The following is a 17228-nucleotide window of genomic DNA, read 5'->3' on the forward strand; positions in this document are numbered from 1 at the left end:
AGGAGCGAGCTGGCTCGCGAAAAACGTCAACGATAACGCGTGCATCCTGAATGCACGCGGCGCCCGTGAGTTTTTCGCGAGCAAGCTCGCTCCTACAAAAAGCCTTAACTGGACTCTCCCTGAGTTGATTGCTGCCCAAGGCTCTAAGTTACTCAACTACCAAGCAACCTAATTATTCCATTTGACATTCGCTGCCTAAGCAGTAACATCTCGTCACACATTCACTGCCTAGGCAGTAATAAGGTGACTTTCGATGCCTCACTTCACCCCTGACAACTTCCACAACTGCCACCTCGGCCTGTTGCTGGGCCGCGCTGCGATTCTCAAGGACCGCATCATCGACACCCATATGGAACCCCACGGCATTACCGCCGCGCAGTTCAAGGTGTTGATCATCATGGCCCAGTTCGGCGTCGATACCCCGGCGGAGCTGTGCCGCAACCTGTCCCTGGACAGCGGTTCGATGACGCGCATGCTCGACCGGCTGGAGCAAAAAGACCTGCTCAGCCGCAAGCGCTCCGAGCTGGACCGGCGCCAGGTGCAGTTGGTGCTGACCACCGAGGGCCAGCGCCTGGCGGACATGCTGCCGCACATTGGCGCCAAGGCCCTCAACCAGTTGGCCGGCGTGCTTGAGCCGGGCGAGCTGGAAACCCTGGAGCGGATCCTGAAAAAAATGCTGATCGCTGCGGGTGACCCCATCACGATCCAGCGGGTAGGTCGATCATGAATACACGCGCATTCAGCCTGGTGCTGGCGGCGATGACGTTGGCCGGTTGTGCCAACTACAGCGGCCTCGACACCCAGGGCCAGCGCCTCGACGCCAATACCCTGCACACCGGCAAATCCCTCAGCGGCGTGACGCTGTCGAGCGCGGCCTGGCCGGCCGCTGACTGGTGGAAAAGCCTGGGCGACCCGCAGCTTGACGGCCTGATCCAGGAAGCCCTGCAAAACAGCCCCGACATGCAAGTCGCCGACGCCCGCGCCCATCAGGCCGAAGCGGCGGCCTATGCCGCCAACGCGGCGCGCATGCCGACCCTGGATGCCAGCGCTGGCGTGAGCCGTTCGCGCCTGGCCAAGGACCAGGACCCTCGCGGGCAGGGCGATGCCTATTCGACCGTGCGTAACATCGGCGCCAGCTTCAACTACAACTTCGACCTCTGGGGCGGCCAGCGCGCCGCGTGGGAAGCCGCGTTGGGCGAGGCCCGCGCGGCCGAAGTCGACCAGCAGGCTGCGCGCCTGACCCTGGCCGCCAACGTGGCCAAGGCCTACAGCGACCTGGGCCAGGCCCATATCGTGCGTGACCTGGCCGTCGATGACCTCAAGCGCACCCGCCAGATGCTCGACCTGAGCAAACGCCGCCTGAGTTCCGGTATCGACAGCGAATACCAGTTCCAGCAGACCGAGAGCCTGGAAGCCAGCTCCCAGTCGCAACTGATTGACGCGGAAAAACAACTGCAAAGCGCCAAGATCGCTCTCGCCGTATTGCTCGGCAAAGGCCCGGACCGTGGCGACGAGTTGGCCCGCCCAGCGGTGCTCAAACCCAGCGCCGTGGCCGTGCCCGCGGTGCTGCCTGCCGAGTTGCTCGGCCGTCGCCCGGACCTGGTTGCCGCACGCTGGCGCGTAGAGGCCGCGAGCAAGAACATCGACGCCAGCAAGACCCGCTTCTACCCCAACCTCAACCTGAGCGCGAGCGCAGGTGCCGAGTCGTTGCTGGGCGATGCGATGTTCGGTTCGGCCAGCCGCTTCTTCAACATTGCGCCGACGATTTCGCTGCCGATCTTTGACGGCGGCCGCCTGCGTGCTGATCTCGATGCCCGCGACGCCGACTACGACCTGGCCGTGGCCCAGTACAACAAAACCCTGGTGCAAGCCTTGGGTGATATCGGCAACAGCCTTTCGCAATTGCGTGATACGGGCCGGCAGATCCAGGCCCAGCAACACGCGGCCGACATCGCGCAGCAGTCCTACGACACCGGGGTGCAACGCTACAGCTCAGGCATCGGTAACTACCTGGATGTGCTCAGCATCGAGCAGCAATTGCTGCAGGCCCAGCGTCAGCTGGCCACCCTGAATGCGGCGCAGATCGACCTGTCGATTCAATTGATGCAGGCCCTGGGTGGCGGGTACCACGCCAACAGCGTGGCCGCGACCACCCCCGCAACACGCACGGAATAATTTGAGGTATTTGTCATGGCCACTGCCGACAGCAACAACGCAACCGAACAACCCAACGACACCAACCCCCGCAAACGCAAAGTGATGCTGATCGGCCTGGCGCTGATCGTCATCCTGAGTGTGGTGGGCGTGTGGGCCTGGTATGAGTTCTACGGGCGCTTCAATGAAAGCACCGATGACGCCTATGTGAACGGCAACGTGGTGGAAATCACCCCGCTGGTCACCGGCACCGTGGTCAGCATTGGCGCCGACGATGGCGACCTGGTCCACGAAGGCCAGGTGCTGATCAACTTCGACCCCAACGACGCCGCCGTCGGCCTGCAGAGTGCCCAGGCCAACCTGGCCCGCACCGTGCGCCAGGTACGCGGCCTGTACAGCAACGTCGATGGCATGAAAGCCCAGGTCAATGCGCAGAAAGCCGATGTGCAAACCGCCCAGGACAACTACAACCGCCGTAAAACCCTGGCCCAGGGCGGCGCGATTTCCCAGGAAGAACTGTCCCACGCCCGCGACAGCCTGACCGCCGCCAAGAACGCCTTGACCAACCTTGAGCAACAACTGAAAACCACCAATGCGCTGGTGGATGACACGGTGATTTCGTCCCACCCCGACGTGCAAGCCGCCGCTGCGCAACTGCGTCAGGCGTACCTGACCAATGCGCGCAGCACCTTGATCGCGCCGGTTACCGGCTACGTGGCCAAGCGCACTGTGCAACTGGGCCAACGCGTGCAGCCTGGCACCGCGCTGATGGCGGTAATCCCGCTGGACCAGCTGTGGATCGACGCCAACTTCAAGGAAACCCAACTGCGCGATATGCGCATCGGCCAGCCGGTGGATATTGAGTCGGACATCTACGGCAGCGACGTGAAGTACAGCGGCACCGTCGACAGCCTCGGCGCCGGCACCGGCAGCGCGTTCGCCTTGCTGCCCGCGCAGAACGCTACCGGCAACTGGATCAAGATCGTGCAGCGGGTACCGGTGCGCATCCACATCAACGCCGAAGAGCTGGCCAAGCACCCGCTGCGCGTGGGCTTGAGCACCGTGGTCAACGTCGACCTGCACGACCAGAGCGGCCCGGTGCTGGCGCAACAGGCGCCGCAAAAAGCCTCGTTCACCACCAACGTGTATGACCGCCAATTGGCCGAGGCCGATGCCATGATCAACCAGTTGATCCATGACAACAGCGTCGCCGCTCCCAAGGCTGCGCAACGCTGATGAGCAATAACGCCTCGTTCACGCCACCCAGCCTGTTGATGGCCACTATTGGCCTGTCGCTGGCGACCTTTATGCAGGTGCTCGACACTACCATCGCCAACGTGGCGTTGCCGACGATCTCCGGCAACCTGGGGGTGAGTTCGGAGCAGGGCACCTGGGTGATCACTTCGTTTGCGGTGAGCAACGCCATCGCCTTGCCGCTCACCGGTTGGTTGAGCCGGCGCTTTGGCGAGGTGAAGCTGTTTTTGTGGGCGACCCTGCTGTTTGTGCTGGCGTCGTTCCTGTGCGGTATCTCTACCTCTATGCCTGAGTTGATCGGCTTTCGTGTGCTGCAAGGCTTGGTCGCCGGGCCGTTGTACCCGATGACGCAGACGCTGTTGATTGCGGTCTACCCACCGGCCAAGCGCGGCATGGCCTTGGCGTTATTGGCGATGGTCACGGTGGTAGCGCCGATTGCGGGTCCCATCCTCGGTGGCTGGATCACCGACAGTTACAGCTGGCCGTGGATCTTTTTCATCAACGTACCCATCGGGATTTTTGCGGTGATGGTGGTGCGTGCGCAGCTGAAAAAACGCCCGGTGGTCACCAGCTACCAGCCGATGGACTACGTTGGGCTGCTGAGCCTGATTGTCGGGGTGGGGGCCTTGCAGATCATCCTCGACAAGGGCAATGACCTGGACTGGTTCGAGTCCAACTTCATCATCATCGGTGCGGCCATTTCGGTGATCGCCCTGGCGGTGTTCGTGATCTGGGAGATGACCGACAAGCACCCGGTGGTCAACCTGCGGCTGTTCGCGCACCGTAACTTCCGGATCGGCACCATTGTGTTGATCCTTGGTTATGCGGGCTTTTTCGGCATCAACCTGATCCTGCCGCAGTGGCTGCAAACCCAGATGGGCTACACCGCCACCTGGGCCGGGTTGGCAGTGGCGCCCATCGGCATTTTGCCGGTGCTGATGTCGCCATTCGTGGGCAAGTACGCGCACAAGTTTGACCTGCGCCTGCTGGCGGGCCTGGCATTCCTGGCGATTGGCTTGAGCTGCTTCATGCGCGCCGGTTTCACCAACGAAGTGGACTTTACCCACATCGCCATGGTGCAGCTGTTCATGGGCATCGGCGTGGCGCTGTTCTTCATGCCGACCTTGAGCATCCTGATGTCCGACCTGCCGCCGCACCAGATTGCCGACGGCGCGGGGCTGGCGACCTTCCTGCGTACCTTGGGCGGCAGCTTCGCGGCGTCGCTGACCACCTGGATCTGGATCCGCCGGGCCGACCAGCACCATGCCTACATGAGCGAGAACATGACCGTCTACGACTCGACCACCCGCGATGCGTTGCAGGCGCTGGGCGGGGCAGGGCAGAAGGCCTATACCCAGCTGGACCAGATTCTCACCAGCCAGGCGTACATGATGTCCACCGTGGATTACTTCACGTTGCTGGGGTGGATGTTCATGGGCTTGATGTTGCTGGTGTGGCTGGCCAAACCGCCGTTTACCGCAAAAGCGGGGCCGGCGGCATCGGGGCACTGATCCGCAAAAGTTGGAATGCAATCAAGTGTGGGAGCTGGCTTGCCTGCGATGCAGACACCTCGGTGTATCAGATGCACCGAGGTGATGCTATCGCAGGCAAGCCAGCTCCCACAGGTTGATCGGTGTTGTGCCAGAGGGTTATGCGCCAGGCAGCGCCAACTGCGGATTGACGAAGTCAAACGCCGCCAGTTGAAAGCCTTGCTCATCCACCTGCAATGCCCAGCCTTGCTTGTCCCAGTCCCCCAGCACAATGCGCTTGGCCGCCTGGTCGCCGATCTGCAACTTATGGATGGCGGGGCGGTGGGTATGGCCGTGGACCAGGGTGCGCACGCCAAACTGCTGCATCACCCGTGGCACTTCTTCAGGCGTGACATCGACGATGTCATTGGCCTTCATGCGCACCTGGGCGCTGCTCTCACTGCGCAGCTTGCGCGCCAGTTTATGGCGGGTGCCCAAGGGCAGGTGGCGCAGGATAAACAGCACAATCGGGTTACGCAGGATGCGCCGCAGCTTCATATAGCCGAGGTCGCGGGTGCAGAGGCTGTCGCCGTGCATCAACAGCACAGGCTCGCCATACAACTGCACGACAGTCGGGTCCTTGAGCAAGGTGGCGCCTGCCGCTTTGCAGAACGCCTTGCCGATCAGGAAGTCGCGGTTGCCGTGCATGATGAAAATCGGGGTGCCGCTGTCGCTCAGCTCACGCAAAGCCTCGCAGATGGAACGCTGGAAGGGGGTCATGCCATCGTCGCCAATCCAGGCTTCGAAGAAGTCCCCCAGAATGTACAACGCCTGGGCCCCACGGGCGCGGCCGTGGAGCAGATCCAGAAACGCCCGGGTGATGTCCGGGCGTTCCTCTTCCAGATGCAAATCTGAAATCAGCAATATCACGCTTCGATGATCTCGGCTTTCTCGACGATCACGTCTTCGGCTGGAACGTCCTGGTGACCGGCCTTGGAGGTGGTCGATACGCCTTTGATCTTGTCGACAACGTCGGTGCCTTGGGTGACTTTACCGAACACCGCGTAGCCCCAACCCTGCACGTTTTTGCCGCTGTGGTTCAGGAAGGCGTTGTCGGCGACGTTGATGAAGAACTGCGCGGAGGCCGAATGCGGCTCCATGGTACGGGCCATGGCGACGGTGTACTTGTCGTTGGAAAGGCCGTTGTCCGCTTCGTTCTGGATGCTTGGACGCTTGTCTTTCTTTTCTTTCATGCCAGGCTCGAAACCGCCGCCCTGGATCATGAAGTTACCGATGACACGGTGGAAAACGGTGTTTTCGTAGTGGCCGGCTTTGACGTATTCGATGAAGTTGGCGACGGTGATCGGCGCTTTATCGGCGTTCAGCTCGATGACGATGTCACCGTGGTTGGTGGTCAGTTTGACTTGAGTCATGTTCACTACTCTTTTCAGGGAATTCGTGGGTGTGGGCGCGTGGGCACCTTACCTGTCTGGCTAAACGACGGCCAAGGCGCGCAGTTTAGCCTGCCCGGCAGGAATTTCGAGGTGGTTTTTTACCAGTGGTGCGTTAAATGCACCTGAGCCCTGTCAGCGCCTTGACAGCATCAGCTATGATAAGCCCTTTGTTTTGTCTGGCCCCAACCGGCCATGAACCTGTCTGTTCAAGGATCCTATGAGCAAGCCCACTGTCGACCCTACCTCGAATACCAAGGCCGGACCTGCCGTCCCGGTCAATTTCCTGCGCCCGATCATCCAGGCGGACCTGGATTCGGGCAAGCACACGCAGATCGTCACCCGTTTCCCACCTGAGCCCAACGGCTATCTGCACATCGGCCACGCCAAGTCGATCTGTGTGAACTTCGGCCTGGCCCAGGAGTTCGGTGGCGTCACGCACCTGCGTTTCGACGACACCAACCCTGCCAAGGAAGACCAGGAATACATCGACGCCATCGAAAGCGACATCAAGTGGCTGGGCTTCGAATGGTCCGGTGAAGTGCGCTATGCCTCCAAGTATTTCGACCAGTTGTTCGACTGGGCCGTCGAGCTGATCAAGGCCGGCAAGGCCTATGTGGACGACCTGACCCCGGAGCAGGCCAAGGAGTACCGGGGCACGCTGACCGAGCCAGGCAAGAACAGCCCGTTCCGCGACCGTTCGGTGGAAGAGAACCTGGACTGGTTCAACCGTATGCGCGCCGGCGAATTCCCGGACGGCGCCCGCGTGTTGCGCGCCAAGATCGACATGGCCTCGCCGAACATGAACCTGCGCGATCCGATCATGTACCGTATCCGCCATGCCCACCACCATCAGACCGGTGACAAGTGGTGCATCTACCCCAACTACGACTTCACCCACGGCCAGTCGGACGCCATCGAAGGCATCACCCACTCCATCTGCACCCTGGAGTTCGAGAGCCATCGCCCGCTGTACGAGTGGTTCCTGGACAGCCTGCCGGTACCGGCGCACCCGCGTCAGTACGAGTTCAGCCGCCTGAACCTGAACTACACCATCACCAGCAAGCGCAAGCTCAAGCAACTGGTGGATGAAAAGCACGTACATGGCTGGGATGACCCGCGCATGTCCACACTGTCGGGCTTCCGTCGCCGTGGCTACACCCCGGCGTCGATCCGCAACTTCTGCGACATGGTCGGCACCAACCGCTCCGACGGCGTGGTCGATTTCGGCATGCTCGAATTCAGCATCCGTCAGGACCTGGATGCCAATGCACCGCGCGCCATGTGCGTGCTGCGTCCGTTGAAAGTCGTGATCACCAACTACCCGGAAGGCCAGGTCGAGAACCTCGAACTGCCGCGTCACCCGCAGAAAGAAGAGCTGGGCGTGCGAAAATTGCCGTTCGCCCGCGAGATCTACATCGACCGTGACGACTTCATGGAAGAGCCGCCAAAAGGCTACAAGCGCCTGGAGCCGAACGGCGAAGTGCGCCTGCGCGGCAGCTACGTGATCCGTGCGGACGAAGCGATCAAGGACGCCGACGGCAACATCGTCGAACTGCGCTGCTCGTACGATCCGGACACCCTGGGCAAGAACCCTGAAGGCCGCAAGGTCAAGGGCGTGGTCCACTGGGTACCGGCCGCTGCCAGCATCGAGTGCGAAGTGCGCCTGTACGATCGTCTGTTCCGCTCGCCCAACCCTGAAAAGGCTGAAGACAGCGCCAGTTTCCTCGACAACATCAACCCTGACTCCCTGCAAGTACTCACTGGTTGTCGTGCCGAGCCATCGCTTGGCGACGCACAGCCGGAAGACCGTTTCCAGTTCGAGCGCGAAGGTTACTTCTGCGCGGATATCAAGGACTCGAAACCTGGTGCTCCGGTATTCAACCGTACCGTGACCTTGCGAGATTCGTGGGGCCAGTGATTTAAGGGAAACATCGTGCTAACGATCTACAACACGCTCAGCAAGACCAAAGAAGTCTTCAAACCGCTGGACGGCAACAAGGTGCGCATGTACGTGTGCGGCATGACCGTGTACGACTACTGCCACATCGGCCACGGCCGCAGCATGGTTGCCTTCGACCTGGTGACCCGTTGGTTGCGTTTCAGTGGCTATGACTTGACGTACGTGCGCAACATCACCGACATCGACGACAAGATCATCAACCGTGCCAACGAAAACGGCGAGTCGTTTGATGCGCTGACCGAGCGCATGATCGCCGCCATGCACGAGGACGAGGCGCGCCTCAACATCCTCAAGCCGGACATGGAGCCGCGTGCCACGGACCACATCCCTGGCATGCACGCGATGATCCAGACCTTGATCGACAAGGGCTACGCCTACGCCCCGGGCAACGGCGACGTGTACTACCGCGTCGCCAAGTTCATGGGTTACGGCAAGCTGTCGCGCAAGAAGATCGAAGACCTGCGCATCGGCGCGCGTATCGAAGTCGACGAAGCCAAGCAGGACCCGCTCGACTTCGTGCTGTGGAAGGCCACCAAGCCGGGCGAGCCAAGCTGGGAGTCGCCCTGGGGCGCCGGGCGTCCGGGCTGGCACATCGAATGCTCGGTGATGTCCACCTGCTGCCTGGGCGAGACCTTCGACATTCATGGCGGCGGCAGCGACCTGGAGTTCCCGCACCACGAAAACGAAATCGCCCAGAGCGAAGCCGCCACCGGCAAGACCTACGCCAACGCCTGGATGCACTGCGGCATGATCCGCATCAATGGCGAGAAGATGTCCAAGTCCTTGAACAACTTCTTCACCATCCGCGACGTGCTGGAAAAGTACCACCCGGAAGTGGTGCGCTACCTGCTGGTGTCCAGCCACTACCGCAGCGCCATCAACTACTCCGAAGACAACCTCAAGGACGCCAAGGGTGCCCTGGAGCGTTTCTACCACGCGTTGAAAGGCCTGCCCGCGGTGGCGCCTGCTGGCGGCGAAGCCTTCGTGGCACGCTTCACCGAAGTGATGAACGACGACTTCGGCACCCCGGAAGCCTGCGCCGTACTGTTTGAAATGGTGCGCGAGATCAACCGCTTGCGCGAGACCGATATCGACGCAGCGGCGGGCCTGGCGGCACGCCTGAAAGAACTGGCCAGCGTGCTGGGCGTGTTGCAGATGGAGGCTGATGACTTCCTGCAAGCGGGCGCTGAAGGGCGTGTGGATGCCGCTGAGGTAGATGCACTGATCCAGGCGCGTCTGGCGGCTCGCAGCAATAAAGACTGGGCGGAATCCGACCGTATCCGCGACCAACTGACCGCGATGGGTGTGGTGTTGGAAGACGGCAAGGGCGGGACGACGTGGCGGTTGGCTGACTGACCGTTGATAGCTGCACGCTGAACAAAAAACGCCCCGACTGGTTCGGGGCGTTTTTTTGCACACTGTTTAACGTTTCACTCGATCCACTGTGGGAGCTGGCTTGCCTGCGATGACGGAGTGTCAGTTACCGAAAATGTTGGCTGACCCGCCGCAATCGCAGGCAAGCCAGCTCCCACATTTTTTACCGTGCCCACTTTGCGAACTCTTCGGTTTCAGATTTATATGTGAGTTGGATGGTCTTTGAGGCTTAGTGTTTTATCCACCATTAACTGGATCCCCTCCAGCATCCGACAAATCCCCAGGGCGACGCTGCGAGGATTGCCTTCGATCTCAAAAGCCAAGTGGCTTGCCAGTGCATGAACCGACGCTAGATCCTCAGATGCGTTGACCAGCAGCGTCTCGACGTCTAGTCCTTCGCGCACGGTAAACAAGCCATGGCCCTCAGCAGACGGCTCTGGTTTCTCAGACGGGTTCAGATAGTGGTTGATTGCTCGATGAGCAGCAGTGTGAAGCGTGATTGAATCTGAAGGCGGATTAGGATTGTCTTTAATCATGGCGAAGCTCCTAGAGTATTGGAGTCACCACCCATCGCTGCGAAACGATATTGGGGTGGCAGCTGTACGCAGGTTCGCAGACCGGGACTCTAGGCACCCGGCATACCCGAAGGTATCCCGCGCACAGCCGCCATAACATCAGGCATAAAAAAGCGCCCGCTATCTTGAGGTGGACGCTGTGCGTCTAGAGTTTAACCGGGCTGCGAAACCCGGTCGCTGAATTTGCAGCGACCGCCGAAGATTAGGCAGGGATCTTCCGAGGGGCAACCCTAAAACGCTGTCGGAAATTTCTGGCTGGAGCTCAATGCCTGGATGGATCAGGTGCCAGCTGAGGTAATGGTTATCACCAAGAACCGTTTTACTGATCGACCGGGCGCTCCCCGGTGTGGCGCGTAGCGGGATGATGCTGAGCTGGCGCAATGGGCGGCGCGTATCCGCTCGATTGCCTGGCGCCAAACCAAATGTGGGAGCTGGCTTGCCTGCGATAGCGGAATTTCAGTCAATGATGCTGTGACGGATAAACCGCTATCGCAGGCAAGCCAGCTCCCACATTTTTACTGAATTCGCCTGAAGAATCAGCGGCGGCTGCTGACTTCGGCGGGGACGTCATCACCGGCCATGCGTTTGCGGAACAAGGCCGTTCGCGCCAGCAGCAGTGTGGTGACCGGCACGGTGATCGCGAGCAAAATCGGAATCAGCCAGCCATGCAACACCGGCCCGGACTTGAGCACCGAAAAGTAGATGATCGACGCCAACGCCACGCTCCACGCCCCCAGCGTCGAGGCCAGTGCCGGTGGGTGCATGCGTTGGAAAAATTCTTTCATCCGCAGCAAGCCAATCGCGCCAATCAAGGCAAACAGGCTGCTGAGCAGCAGCAACGCCGCCACGATAATTTCAACCCATAACGGCATCATTCAATCACCTCGCCACGCAGCAGGAATTTGGCCAGGGCGAACGAGCCGACGAAGCCGAACAGCGCGATCAATAGCGCCGCTTCAAAGTAAGTGTCGCTGGCATAGCGAATACCCAGGGTCAGCATCATCAACATCGCCAGGATGTACAGGTAGTCCAGCGCCAGTACCCGGTCCTGGGCCGAGGGGCCTTTGAACAGGCGCACCAGGGTCAGCACCATGGCCAGGGAGAACAGGAACAGGCTGAACAGGATCGCATTGGCGAGCAGGGCGCTCATTCGAAGATCTCCATCAGGGGCCGTTCGTAGGCGTGCTTGAATTGCTGGATAAACGAGGCCTCGTCATCCAGGTCGAAGACGTGCAGCAGCAGGATGCTACGGTCCAGGGCCAGTTCCGACCACACGGTGCCGGGGGTCACGCTGGTGATCATCGCCAGCACGGCTAGGCCGTTGGCGTCGCGCAGGTCCAGGGGGATCTTGATAAAGCGTGAGCGCGGTGGGCGTGAGCCACAGGTGAGTACGCCCCAGGCCACGTGCAGGTTGGAGATGATCACGTCGAGGCCAACCCGGAAGAACAGGCGCACGATCACCCCAGGGCGACGGATGCGGATCGGCAACGGGCGCAATGGCGCCATCATCAGCGGCGCGAGAAAGCCCAGCAGTGCGCCCAGCAGCAGGTTGCCAGGGCTGATTGACAGGTTCAGCACCAGCCACAACACCCACAACGCCAACGACAACCAGGGGGCAGGGAACAGACGTTTCATGGCTGCACCTCCAGGGCGGCGGCCTTGGCTTCAGGGCTGGGCACTGGCCGGGTCGCGAGCACTGCCATCACGTAGTGTTCCGGGTTGTTCAGGCTTTCGGCGGTGGCCTGGGTGTAGCGCATCAGCGCTTCGGCCTTGAAGGTCAGCGCTATGCTCAACCCCAGCAGCAGGAAGATCGGCACACACTCGTAGCGGCGCAGCAGCGGTGATGGGCGTTCTTCCGGGGTCCAGAAGCGTTGGATGCCGAGGCGGGCGAAAGCGATGAGCGAGGCCAGGCCAGAGAGAATCAGCAGCGCCACCAGGCCCCAGGCCGCTGGGCGGATCGATTCGTCCACGGCGTTGCCCAGGCCCAGTGGATTGATCAGCGCGCTCAACAGGCTGAGCTTGCCGATAAACCCGGACAGCGGTGGCATGCCGATAATCAGCAGCGCGCAGGCGATAAAGCTCAGGCCCAGGAAAGCCATGGTCCAGGGGATGACCTGGCCAATCACTGCTTTTTGCTCATCGTCCAGGTTCACGCCAGGACGCGGATGCAGCGATTCCATGGCTTTGGGCAGCGCATCAATCTCCTCATCCAGCGGCAGGTCGTTGGCCGAACGCGAACGCTCGATCAGCTCCGCCAGCAAAAACAGCGCACTCAGTGCCAGGGTGGAGCTGACCAGATAGAACAGCGCCCCAGCGGTCAGGCTCGGCTGGGCAAACCCGACGGCCGACAGCAGGATCCCGGCCGAGACCAGGATGCTCAGGCTGGCCATGCGCTCCAGGCGCTGCGCCGCCACCATCGCCAGTGCCGCGCAAATGATGGTCGCCATGCCGCCGTACACCAGCCAGTCGCCGCCAAACAGCGCCGAGGCGCCGGCCTGGCCGGAGAACAGCAGGGTCCACAGGCGCAGCACGGTGTACACGCCGACCTTGGTCATGATCGCGAACATTGCCGCCACCGGCGCGCTGGCCGAGGAATAGGCGGGCGCCAGCCAGAAGTTCAGCGGCCACATGCCGGCCTTGGCCAGGAACGCCGTCGCCAGGATCGCTGCACCAGCATGCAACAGGCCGCGATCGGCCTCCGGCACCAGCGGTATTTTCAACGCCAGGTCGGCGAAGTTCAGCGTACCGGTGACGCCGTAGATCATCGCCGCGCCGATCAGGAACAGCGACGACGCCAGCAGGTTGATCGCGATGTAATGCAGCCCCGACGACACCCGCGCGCGGCCTGAACCGTGCAGCATCAGGCCGTAGGAGGCGGCCAGCAGCACCTCGAAGAACACGAACAGGTTGAACAGGTCGGCGGTGAGGAAGGCGCCGTACAGCCCCATCAGTTGGATCTGGAACAGGGCATGGAAGCTGGTGCCCGCACGGTCCCAGCGTGCCATGGCGAACAGCAGCGCGCTGACGCCTATCACCCCGGTAAGCACCAGCATCATCGCCGACAATTGGTCCACCACCAGCACGATGCCGAACGGCACCTGCCAGTTGCCCGGCAGGTACACGCCAATGGAGCCGGGGCCGCCTTGTTGCGTCCAGTACAACAGCAGGATGGCCACGCCCAGGCCGACGATGCTGGAGCACAGATTGATCTGGGCTTTGAGCGGGCGGCGTTTCTCGCCCAGCATCAGCATCAGCCCGGCGGTGAGCAGCGGCAGCAGGATCGGCGCGACGATCAGTTGATTCATCCACGTCATTCCTTGGGCTCCCGGCCGTCTACATGGTCAGTGCCGGTCAGGCCCCGGGATGCCAGCAGCACCACCAGGAACAACGCGGTCATGGCGAAGCTGATCACGATGGCCGTGAGCACCAGGGCCTGGGGCAGTGGGTCGGTGTAGTTGAGCAGGTCTTGGGGCACGCCGTCCTTGATGATCGGCTCCTTGCCGATAAACAGGCTGCCCATGCTGAAGATGAACAGGTTGACGCCGTAGGACAGCAGGCACAAACCCATGACCACCTGGAACGTCCGTGGCCGCAGGATCAACCAGACGCCGGAGGCCGCCAGGACCCCAATGGCTATTGCGATGACTTCTTCCATCAGGCGGCTCCTTCGGTTGCAGCAACCACTTTGGGCTGGTTGCTCGGTTTATGCGCGCGTACCGACTGGTGGCCGAGGGCGGTGAGCATCAACAGGGTCGAGCCCACGACCATGGCGTACACGCCGACGTCAAAGAACAGCGCACTGGCGATATGAATATCGCCCAGTAGCGGCAGGCTGAAATGCCAGGTATGCGTAGTGAGGAACGGGTACCCGGCGAACAGCGCACCCAGCCCGGTCAAGGTGGCCGACAGCAGGCCGAAGCCCATCCAGCGCATCGGCCGCAGGCTCATCTGCGCCTCGACCCACTGGGTGCCGGCAACCATGTATTGCAGGATAAACGCCACCGACATCACCAGCCCGGCGACGAAACCACCACCCGGTTGGTTGTGGCCACGCATGAACAGGTAGAACGACACCACCAGCGCGATCGGCAGCAGCAGGCGCACCAGCACCGCCGGCACCATCATGAAGCCCAGGGCGGTGTCGCTGGCCTGGCGCGGGTTGACCAGGTCGGTGGCCACGTCCGGTGCCAATTGGCGCTGTTGCGCCGGCAACTGCATGCTTTCCTTGGACGGGCGGAAGCGGCGCAGCAGGGCGTAAACAGTCAACGCCACGGCGCCGAGTACGGTGATTTCGCCCAAGGTGTCGAAGCCACGGAAATCCACCAGCATCACATTCACCACATTGCTGCCGCCGCCTTCGGGCAGGGCACGGCTTAAGTAGAACGAGGAGATATCGTTGGGCGTCTGGCGGGTCAGCATCGCGTAGGACAACAGCGCCATGCCGCCGCCGACTACGGTGGACAGCAGCAAGTCACGCACCCGGCGAATTCGCGCCTTGCGCAAGGTGTTGGGCAATGGCCAAACTTCCTCGATACGCCGTGGCAGCCAGCGCAGGCCAAGCAGGATCAACACGGTAGTGACCACTTCCACCACCAATTGGGTGAGGGCCAGGTCCGGCGCCGAGAACCACACGAAGGTGACGCAGGTCATCAGGCCGCACACGCTGACCATGGTCAGGGCCGCCAGCCGGTGGTACTTGGCTTGCCAGGCGGCACCCAGTGCGCAGGCAATCGCCAGCAACCACAGGGTGACGAAGACGATGGAGCCCGGGATTTTCGGGCGGTCGCCCCAACTGAGGCCACTGTTGATCATCGGGATCATTGCGCCGATCACCGCCAGCAGCACCAACAGGAACAACTGGGTTTGCAGGCGTTTGGTGCTGATGCGTTTCTCGATGCGGCGCACGCCGCGCATCATCACCACCAGGCAGCGCTCGAAACCGCGCTTGCCGTTGAAGTAGCCGATCAGCGGCGGGTATTCGAAGCGGCCACGCTTGAGTTGCTTGCGCAGCAGCAGGTACAGCACCACGCCGCCGGTCATCGCCACCAGGCTCATGATCATCGGTGCGTTCCAGCCGTGCCAGATCGCCAGGCTATATTCCGGTAGCGTACCGCCCACCACCGGCAGGGCGGCAGCGGCGAGGATCGAACCGACCACCTGGGCCGGGAAAATCCCCACCAGCAGGCAGGTGAACACCAACAGCTCAACCGGGGCGCGCATCCAGCGCGGCGGCTCGTGGGGCGTGTGCGGCAAGTCGGTGGCGGGCGGGCCGAAGAACACATCCACGGTAAAGCGCAAGGCATAGGCCACGCTGAACGTACCGGCGATGGTCGCGATCAGCGGCAGGGCGATTTCCACCCATTGGGTCGACGAGATAAACACGGTTTCGGCAAAGAACATCTCTTTGGACAGGAAGCCATTGAGCAACGGCACCCCCGCCATGGACGCGCTGGCGACCATCGCCAGGGTCGCGGTAAACGGGATCAGGCGCACCAGCCCGCTGAGCTTGCGGATATCCCGCGTGCCGCTTTCGTGGTCGATGATGCCCGCGGCCATGAACAGCGAAGCCTTGAAGGTGGCGTGGTTGAGAATGTGGAATACAGCGGCAACTGCAGCCAGTGGGCTGTTGAGGCCCAGCAGCAGGGTGATCAGCCCGAGGTGGCTGATGGTGGAATAGGCCAGCAGGCCCTTGAGATCGTTTTGGAACATGGCGCAGTAAGCGCCGAGGAGGAGAGTGAGGGCGCCGGCACCGCCGACGATCCAGAACCATTCTTCGCTGCCGGACAGCGACGGCCACAGGCGGGCCAGCAAGAACACGCCGGCCTTCACCATCGTCGCCGAATGCAGGTAGGCTGAAACCGGAGTGGGCGCCGCCATGGCGTGGGGCAGCCAGAAATGAAAGGGGAATTGCGCGCTTTTGCTCAAGGCGCCGATCAGCACCAGGGCCAGCATGACCGGGTACAGCGAGTGCGCGCGAATCTGATCGCCCGCCGCCAGCACCTGGTCCAGGTCATAGCTGCCGACGATATGCCCCAGCAGCATCACTCCCGCCAACAGGCACAGGCCACCTGCGCCGGTGACCATCAGCGCCATGTACGCACCCCGCCGCGCATCGGCACGGTGGTGCCAATAGCCGATCAGCAGGAACGAAAACAGGCTGGTCAGTTCCCAGAAAAACACGATCTGGATCAGGTTGCCGGAGATCACCAGGCCAAGCATGGCGCCCATGAACGCCAGGAAAAACGCAAAGAAACGCGGCACCGGGTCGTCCGGTGACATGTAATAACGCGCATACAGCGACACCAGCGTGCCGATGCCCAGCACCAGCATCGAGAACAGCCAGGCAAACCCATCCATGCGCAACACGAAGTTCAGCCCCAGGCTGGGCAACCACATGAATTCTTCGCGGATCACGCCACCGTGGGCGATCTGGGGGTAGAGCAGGGCGACTTGAATAGTACCGACCAGTGCCACAAGGCCGGCCAACAGGGATTCGGTGTTACGTGCGTTATGCGGCAGCAAGGCCGCCAGACAGCTGCCGATAAAAGGCAGAAGCAGTAGAACTATCAGGGACATAGGCTTCTAATCTGCGGGAGTTTGGGATGCATCATACGTGCCGCTTTCACGATCACCAAACGGCAAGATGTGGCAGGATCCTACAAGGTAGGCTGAAACTTCCCATTTGGCACTGTTTGGACCTGCCCTTGAATTGAAATGCCGACCTCTGTGGGCGCCGTTATCTGCAGCGACGCCGTACCTGTGGCGAGGGAGCTTGCTCCCGTGACGGCCTGACAGTCGACGCTTGTCTCCCTGACACCCACGATCCAATTGTGGGAGCTGGCTTGCCTGCGATGGCGGCCTATCAGCCGACACTTCTCTACCTGACACCCCACAATCCAACTGTGTGCGGGCTTGCTCGCGAAGGCGTCATGGCAGTCAACACAGTTGGATTGTGTACATATCCATTGCTGCGGTAACGGCCACTTAG

Annotated in this window: 15 protein-coding genes; 6 read left to right on the plus strand and 9 right to left on the minus strand. The window is 61.6% G+C overall.

The genetic code is table 11. From position 1 onward, the window contains the following. Positions 1-253 precede the first annotated feature (253 nt). From QK296_RS23095 to QK296_RS23110, 4 genes are read left to right on the plus strand one after another with little or no spacing between them, the layout of a single operon-like run. Complete coding sequence (locus QK296_RS23095) at positions 254-727, plus strand: MarR family transcriptional regulator (protein WP_003192182.1); 474 nt, start codon at positions 254-256, stop codon at positions 725-727. Further along, complete coding sequence (locus QK296_RS23100; protein WP_072446066.1) at positions 724-2175, plus strand: efflux transporter outer membrane subunit; 1452 nt, start codon at positions 724-726, stop codon at positions 2173-2175. The genes QK296_RS23095 and QK296_RS23100 overlap by 4 nt, the downstream gene beginning before the upstream one ends. Before the next feature lie 15 nt (positions 2176-2190). After that, positions 2191-3390: an HlyD family efflux transporter periplasmic adaptor subunit gene (locus tag QK296_RS23105; RefSeq protein WP_003192180.1), complete on the plus strand. Its 1200-nt coding sequence runs from the start codon at positions 2191-2193 to the stop codon at positions 3388-3390. Further along, a complete protein-coding gene (locus tag QK296_RS23110; RefSeq protein WP_003192178.1) occupies positions 3390-4919 on the plus strand; it encodes a DHA2 family efflux MFS transporter permease subunit in 1530 nt (509 codons plus the stop codon). Before QK296_RS23105 ends, QK296_RS23110 begins: the two co-directional genes overlap by 1 nt. A gap of 138 nt (positions 4920-5057) precedes the next feature. Here QK296_RS23110 and lpxH read toward each other — a convergent pair whose 3' ends face one another. Then, positions 5058-5807 (minus strand): UDP-2,3-diacylglucosamine diphosphatase, encoded by a 750-nt coding sequence (lpxH, locus tag QK296_RS23115; RefSeq protein ID WP_003192177.1) that lies wholly within the window; start codon positions 5805-5807, stop codon positions 5058-5060. After that, positions 5804-6310 carry a peptidylprolyl isomerase gene (locus QK296_RS23120; RefSeq protein ID WP_003192175.1) on the minus strand — a complete coding sequence of 169 codons (507 nt, stop codon included), beginning with the start codon at positions 6308-6310 and terminating at the stop codon, positions 5804-5806. Before QK296_RS23120 ends, lpxH begins: the two co-directional genes overlap by 4 nt. Positions 6311-6548: 238 nt before the next feature. Between QK296_RS23120 and QK296_RS23125 the strand changes: the two genes are divergently transcribed. Then, on the plus strand, positions 6549-8249 hold the full coding sequence (locus tag QK296_RS23125; protein WP_003192174.1) for a glutamine--tRNA ligase/YqeY domain fusion protein: 1701 nt from the start codon (positions 6549-6551) through the stop codon (positions 8247-8249). Positions 8250-8264: 15 nt separating this feature from the next. Next, positions 8265-9647, plus strand: coding sequence for a cysteine--tRNA ligase (cysS, locus tag QK296_RS23130; protein WP_003192173.1), 1383 nt, complete (start codon positions 8265-8267; stop codon positions 9645-9647). A 218-nt stretch (positions 9648-9865) separates the two neighbouring features. Here cysS and QK296_RS23135 read toward each other — a convergent pair whose 3' ends face one another. The 7 genes from QK296_RS23135 to QK296_RS23165 all read right to left on the minus strand — a co-directional run bounded on the left by QK296_RS23135 (position 9866) and on the right by QK296_RS23165 (position 16816). Beyond that, on the minus strand, positions 9866-10201 hold the full coding sequence (locus QK296_RS23135; RefSeq protein WP_192002764.1) for a DUF6124 family protein: 336 nt from the start codon (positions 10199-10201) through the stop codon (positions 9866-9868). Positions 10202-10776: 575 nt separating this feature from the next. After that, complete coding sequence (locus tag QK296_RS23140) at positions 10777-11115, minus strand: Na+/H+ antiporter subunit G (RefSeq protein WP_020302326.1); 339 nt, start codon at positions 11113-11115, stop codon at positions 10777-10779. After that, positions 11112-11390, minus strand: a complete 279-nt coding sequence (locus tag QK296_RS23145; RefSeq protein ID WP_003192168.1) for a K+/H+ antiporter subunit F — start codon at positions 11388-11390, stop codon at positions 11112-11114. The genes QK296_RS23140 and QK296_RS23145 overlap by 4 nt, the downstream gene beginning before the upstream one ends. Beyond that, a complete protein-coding gene (locus tag QK296_RS23150; protein ID WP_034133804.1) occupies positions 11387-11875 on the minus strand; it encodes a Na+/H+ antiporter subunit E in 489 nt (162 codons plus the stop codon). The genes QK296_RS23145 and QK296_RS23150 overlap by 4 nt, the downstream gene beginning before the upstream one ends. Further along, positions 11872-13554 (minus strand): monovalent cation/H+ antiporter subunit D, encoded by a 1683-nt coding sequence (locus tag QK296_RS23155; RefSeq protein WP_003192165.1) that lies wholly within the window; start codon positions 13552-13554, stop codon positions 11872-11874. Before QK296_RS23155 ends, QK296_RS23150 begins: the two co-directional genes overlap by 4 nt. After that, a complete protein-coding gene (locus tag QK296_RS23160; protein ID WP_003192163.1) occupies positions 13551-13895 on the minus strand; it encodes a Na+/H+ antiporter subunit C in 345 nt (114 codons plus the stop codon). Before QK296_RS23160 ends, QK296_RS23155 begins: the two co-directional genes overlap by 4 nt. Then, complete coding sequence (locus QK296_RS23165) at positions 13895-16816, minus strand: monovalent cation/H+ antiporter subunit A (protein WP_003192157.1); 2922 nt, start codon at positions 16814-16816, stop codon at positions 13895-13897. The genes QK296_RS23160 and QK296_RS23165 overlap by 1 nt, the downstream gene beginning before the upstream one ends. Positions 16817-17228 lie beyond the last annotated feature (412 nt).

Origin of the sequence: Pseudomonas sp. AL10 (assembly GCF_029960685.1) — a bacterium.
Taxonomy (GTDB): Bacteria; Pseudomonadota; Gammaproteobacteria; order Pseudomonadales; family Pseudomonadaceae; genus Aquipseudomonas; species Aquipseudomonas lactis.

What these genes read in the sequence shown, in the direction of transcription:
- QK296_RS23095 (WP_003192182.1), top strand. Translation starts at nt 254, where the DNA reads ATGCCTCACTTCACCCCTGACAACTTCCACAACTGCCACCTCGGCCTG.
- QK296_RS23100 (WP_072446066.1), top strand. Translation starts at nt 724, where the DNA reads ATGAATACACGCGCATTCAGCCTGGTGCTGGCGGCGATGACGTTGGCC.
- QK296_RS23105 (WP_003192180.1), top strand. Translation starts at nt 2,191, where the DNA reads ATGGCCACTGCCGACAGCAACAACGCAACCGAACAACCCAACGACACC.
- QK296_RS23110 (WP_003192178.1), top strand. Translation starts at nt 3,390, where the DNA reads ATGAGCAATAACGCCTCGTTCACGCCACCCAGCCTGTTGATGGCCACT.
- QK296_RS23120 (WP_003192175.1), bottom strand. Translation starts at nt 6,310, where the DNA reads ATGACTCAAGTCAAACTGACCACCAACCACGGTGACATCGTCATCGAG.
- QK296_RS23125 (WP_003192174.1), top strand. Translation starts at nt 6,549, where the DNA reads ATGAGCAAGCCCACTGTCGACCCTACCTCGAATACCAAGGCCGGACCT.
- QK296_RS23135 (WP_192002764.1), bottom strand. Translation starts at nt 10,201, where the DNA reads ATGATTAAAGACAATCCTAATCCGCCTTCAGATTCAATCACGCTTCAC.
- QK296_RS23140 (WP_020302326.1), bottom strand. Translation starts at nt 11,115, where the DNA reads ATGATGCCGTTATGGGTTGAAATTATCGTGGCGGCGTTGCTGCTGCTC.
- QK296_RS23145 (WP_003192168.1), bottom strand. Translation starts at nt 11,390, where the DNA reads ATGAGCGCCCTGCTCGCCAATGCGATCCTGTTCAGCCTGTTCCTGTTC.
- QK296_RS23150 (WP_034133804.1), bottom strand. Translation starts at nt 11,875, where the DNA reads ATGAAACGTCTGTTCCCTGCCCCCTGGTTGTCGTTGGCGTTGTGGGTG.
- QK296_RS23155 (WP_003192165.1), bottom strand. Translation starts at nt 13,554, where the DNA reads ATGACGTGGATGAATCAACTGATCGTCGCGCCGATCCTGCTGCCGCTG.
- QK296_RS23160 (WP_003192163.1), bottom strand. Translation starts at nt 13,895, where the DNA reads ATGGAAGAAGTCATCGCAATAGCCATTGGGGTCCTGGCGGCCTCCGGC.
- QK296_RS23165 (WP_003192157.1), bottom strand. Translation starts at nt 16,816, where the DNA reads ATGTCCCTGATAGTTCTACTGCTTCTGCCTTTTATCGGCAGCTGTCTG.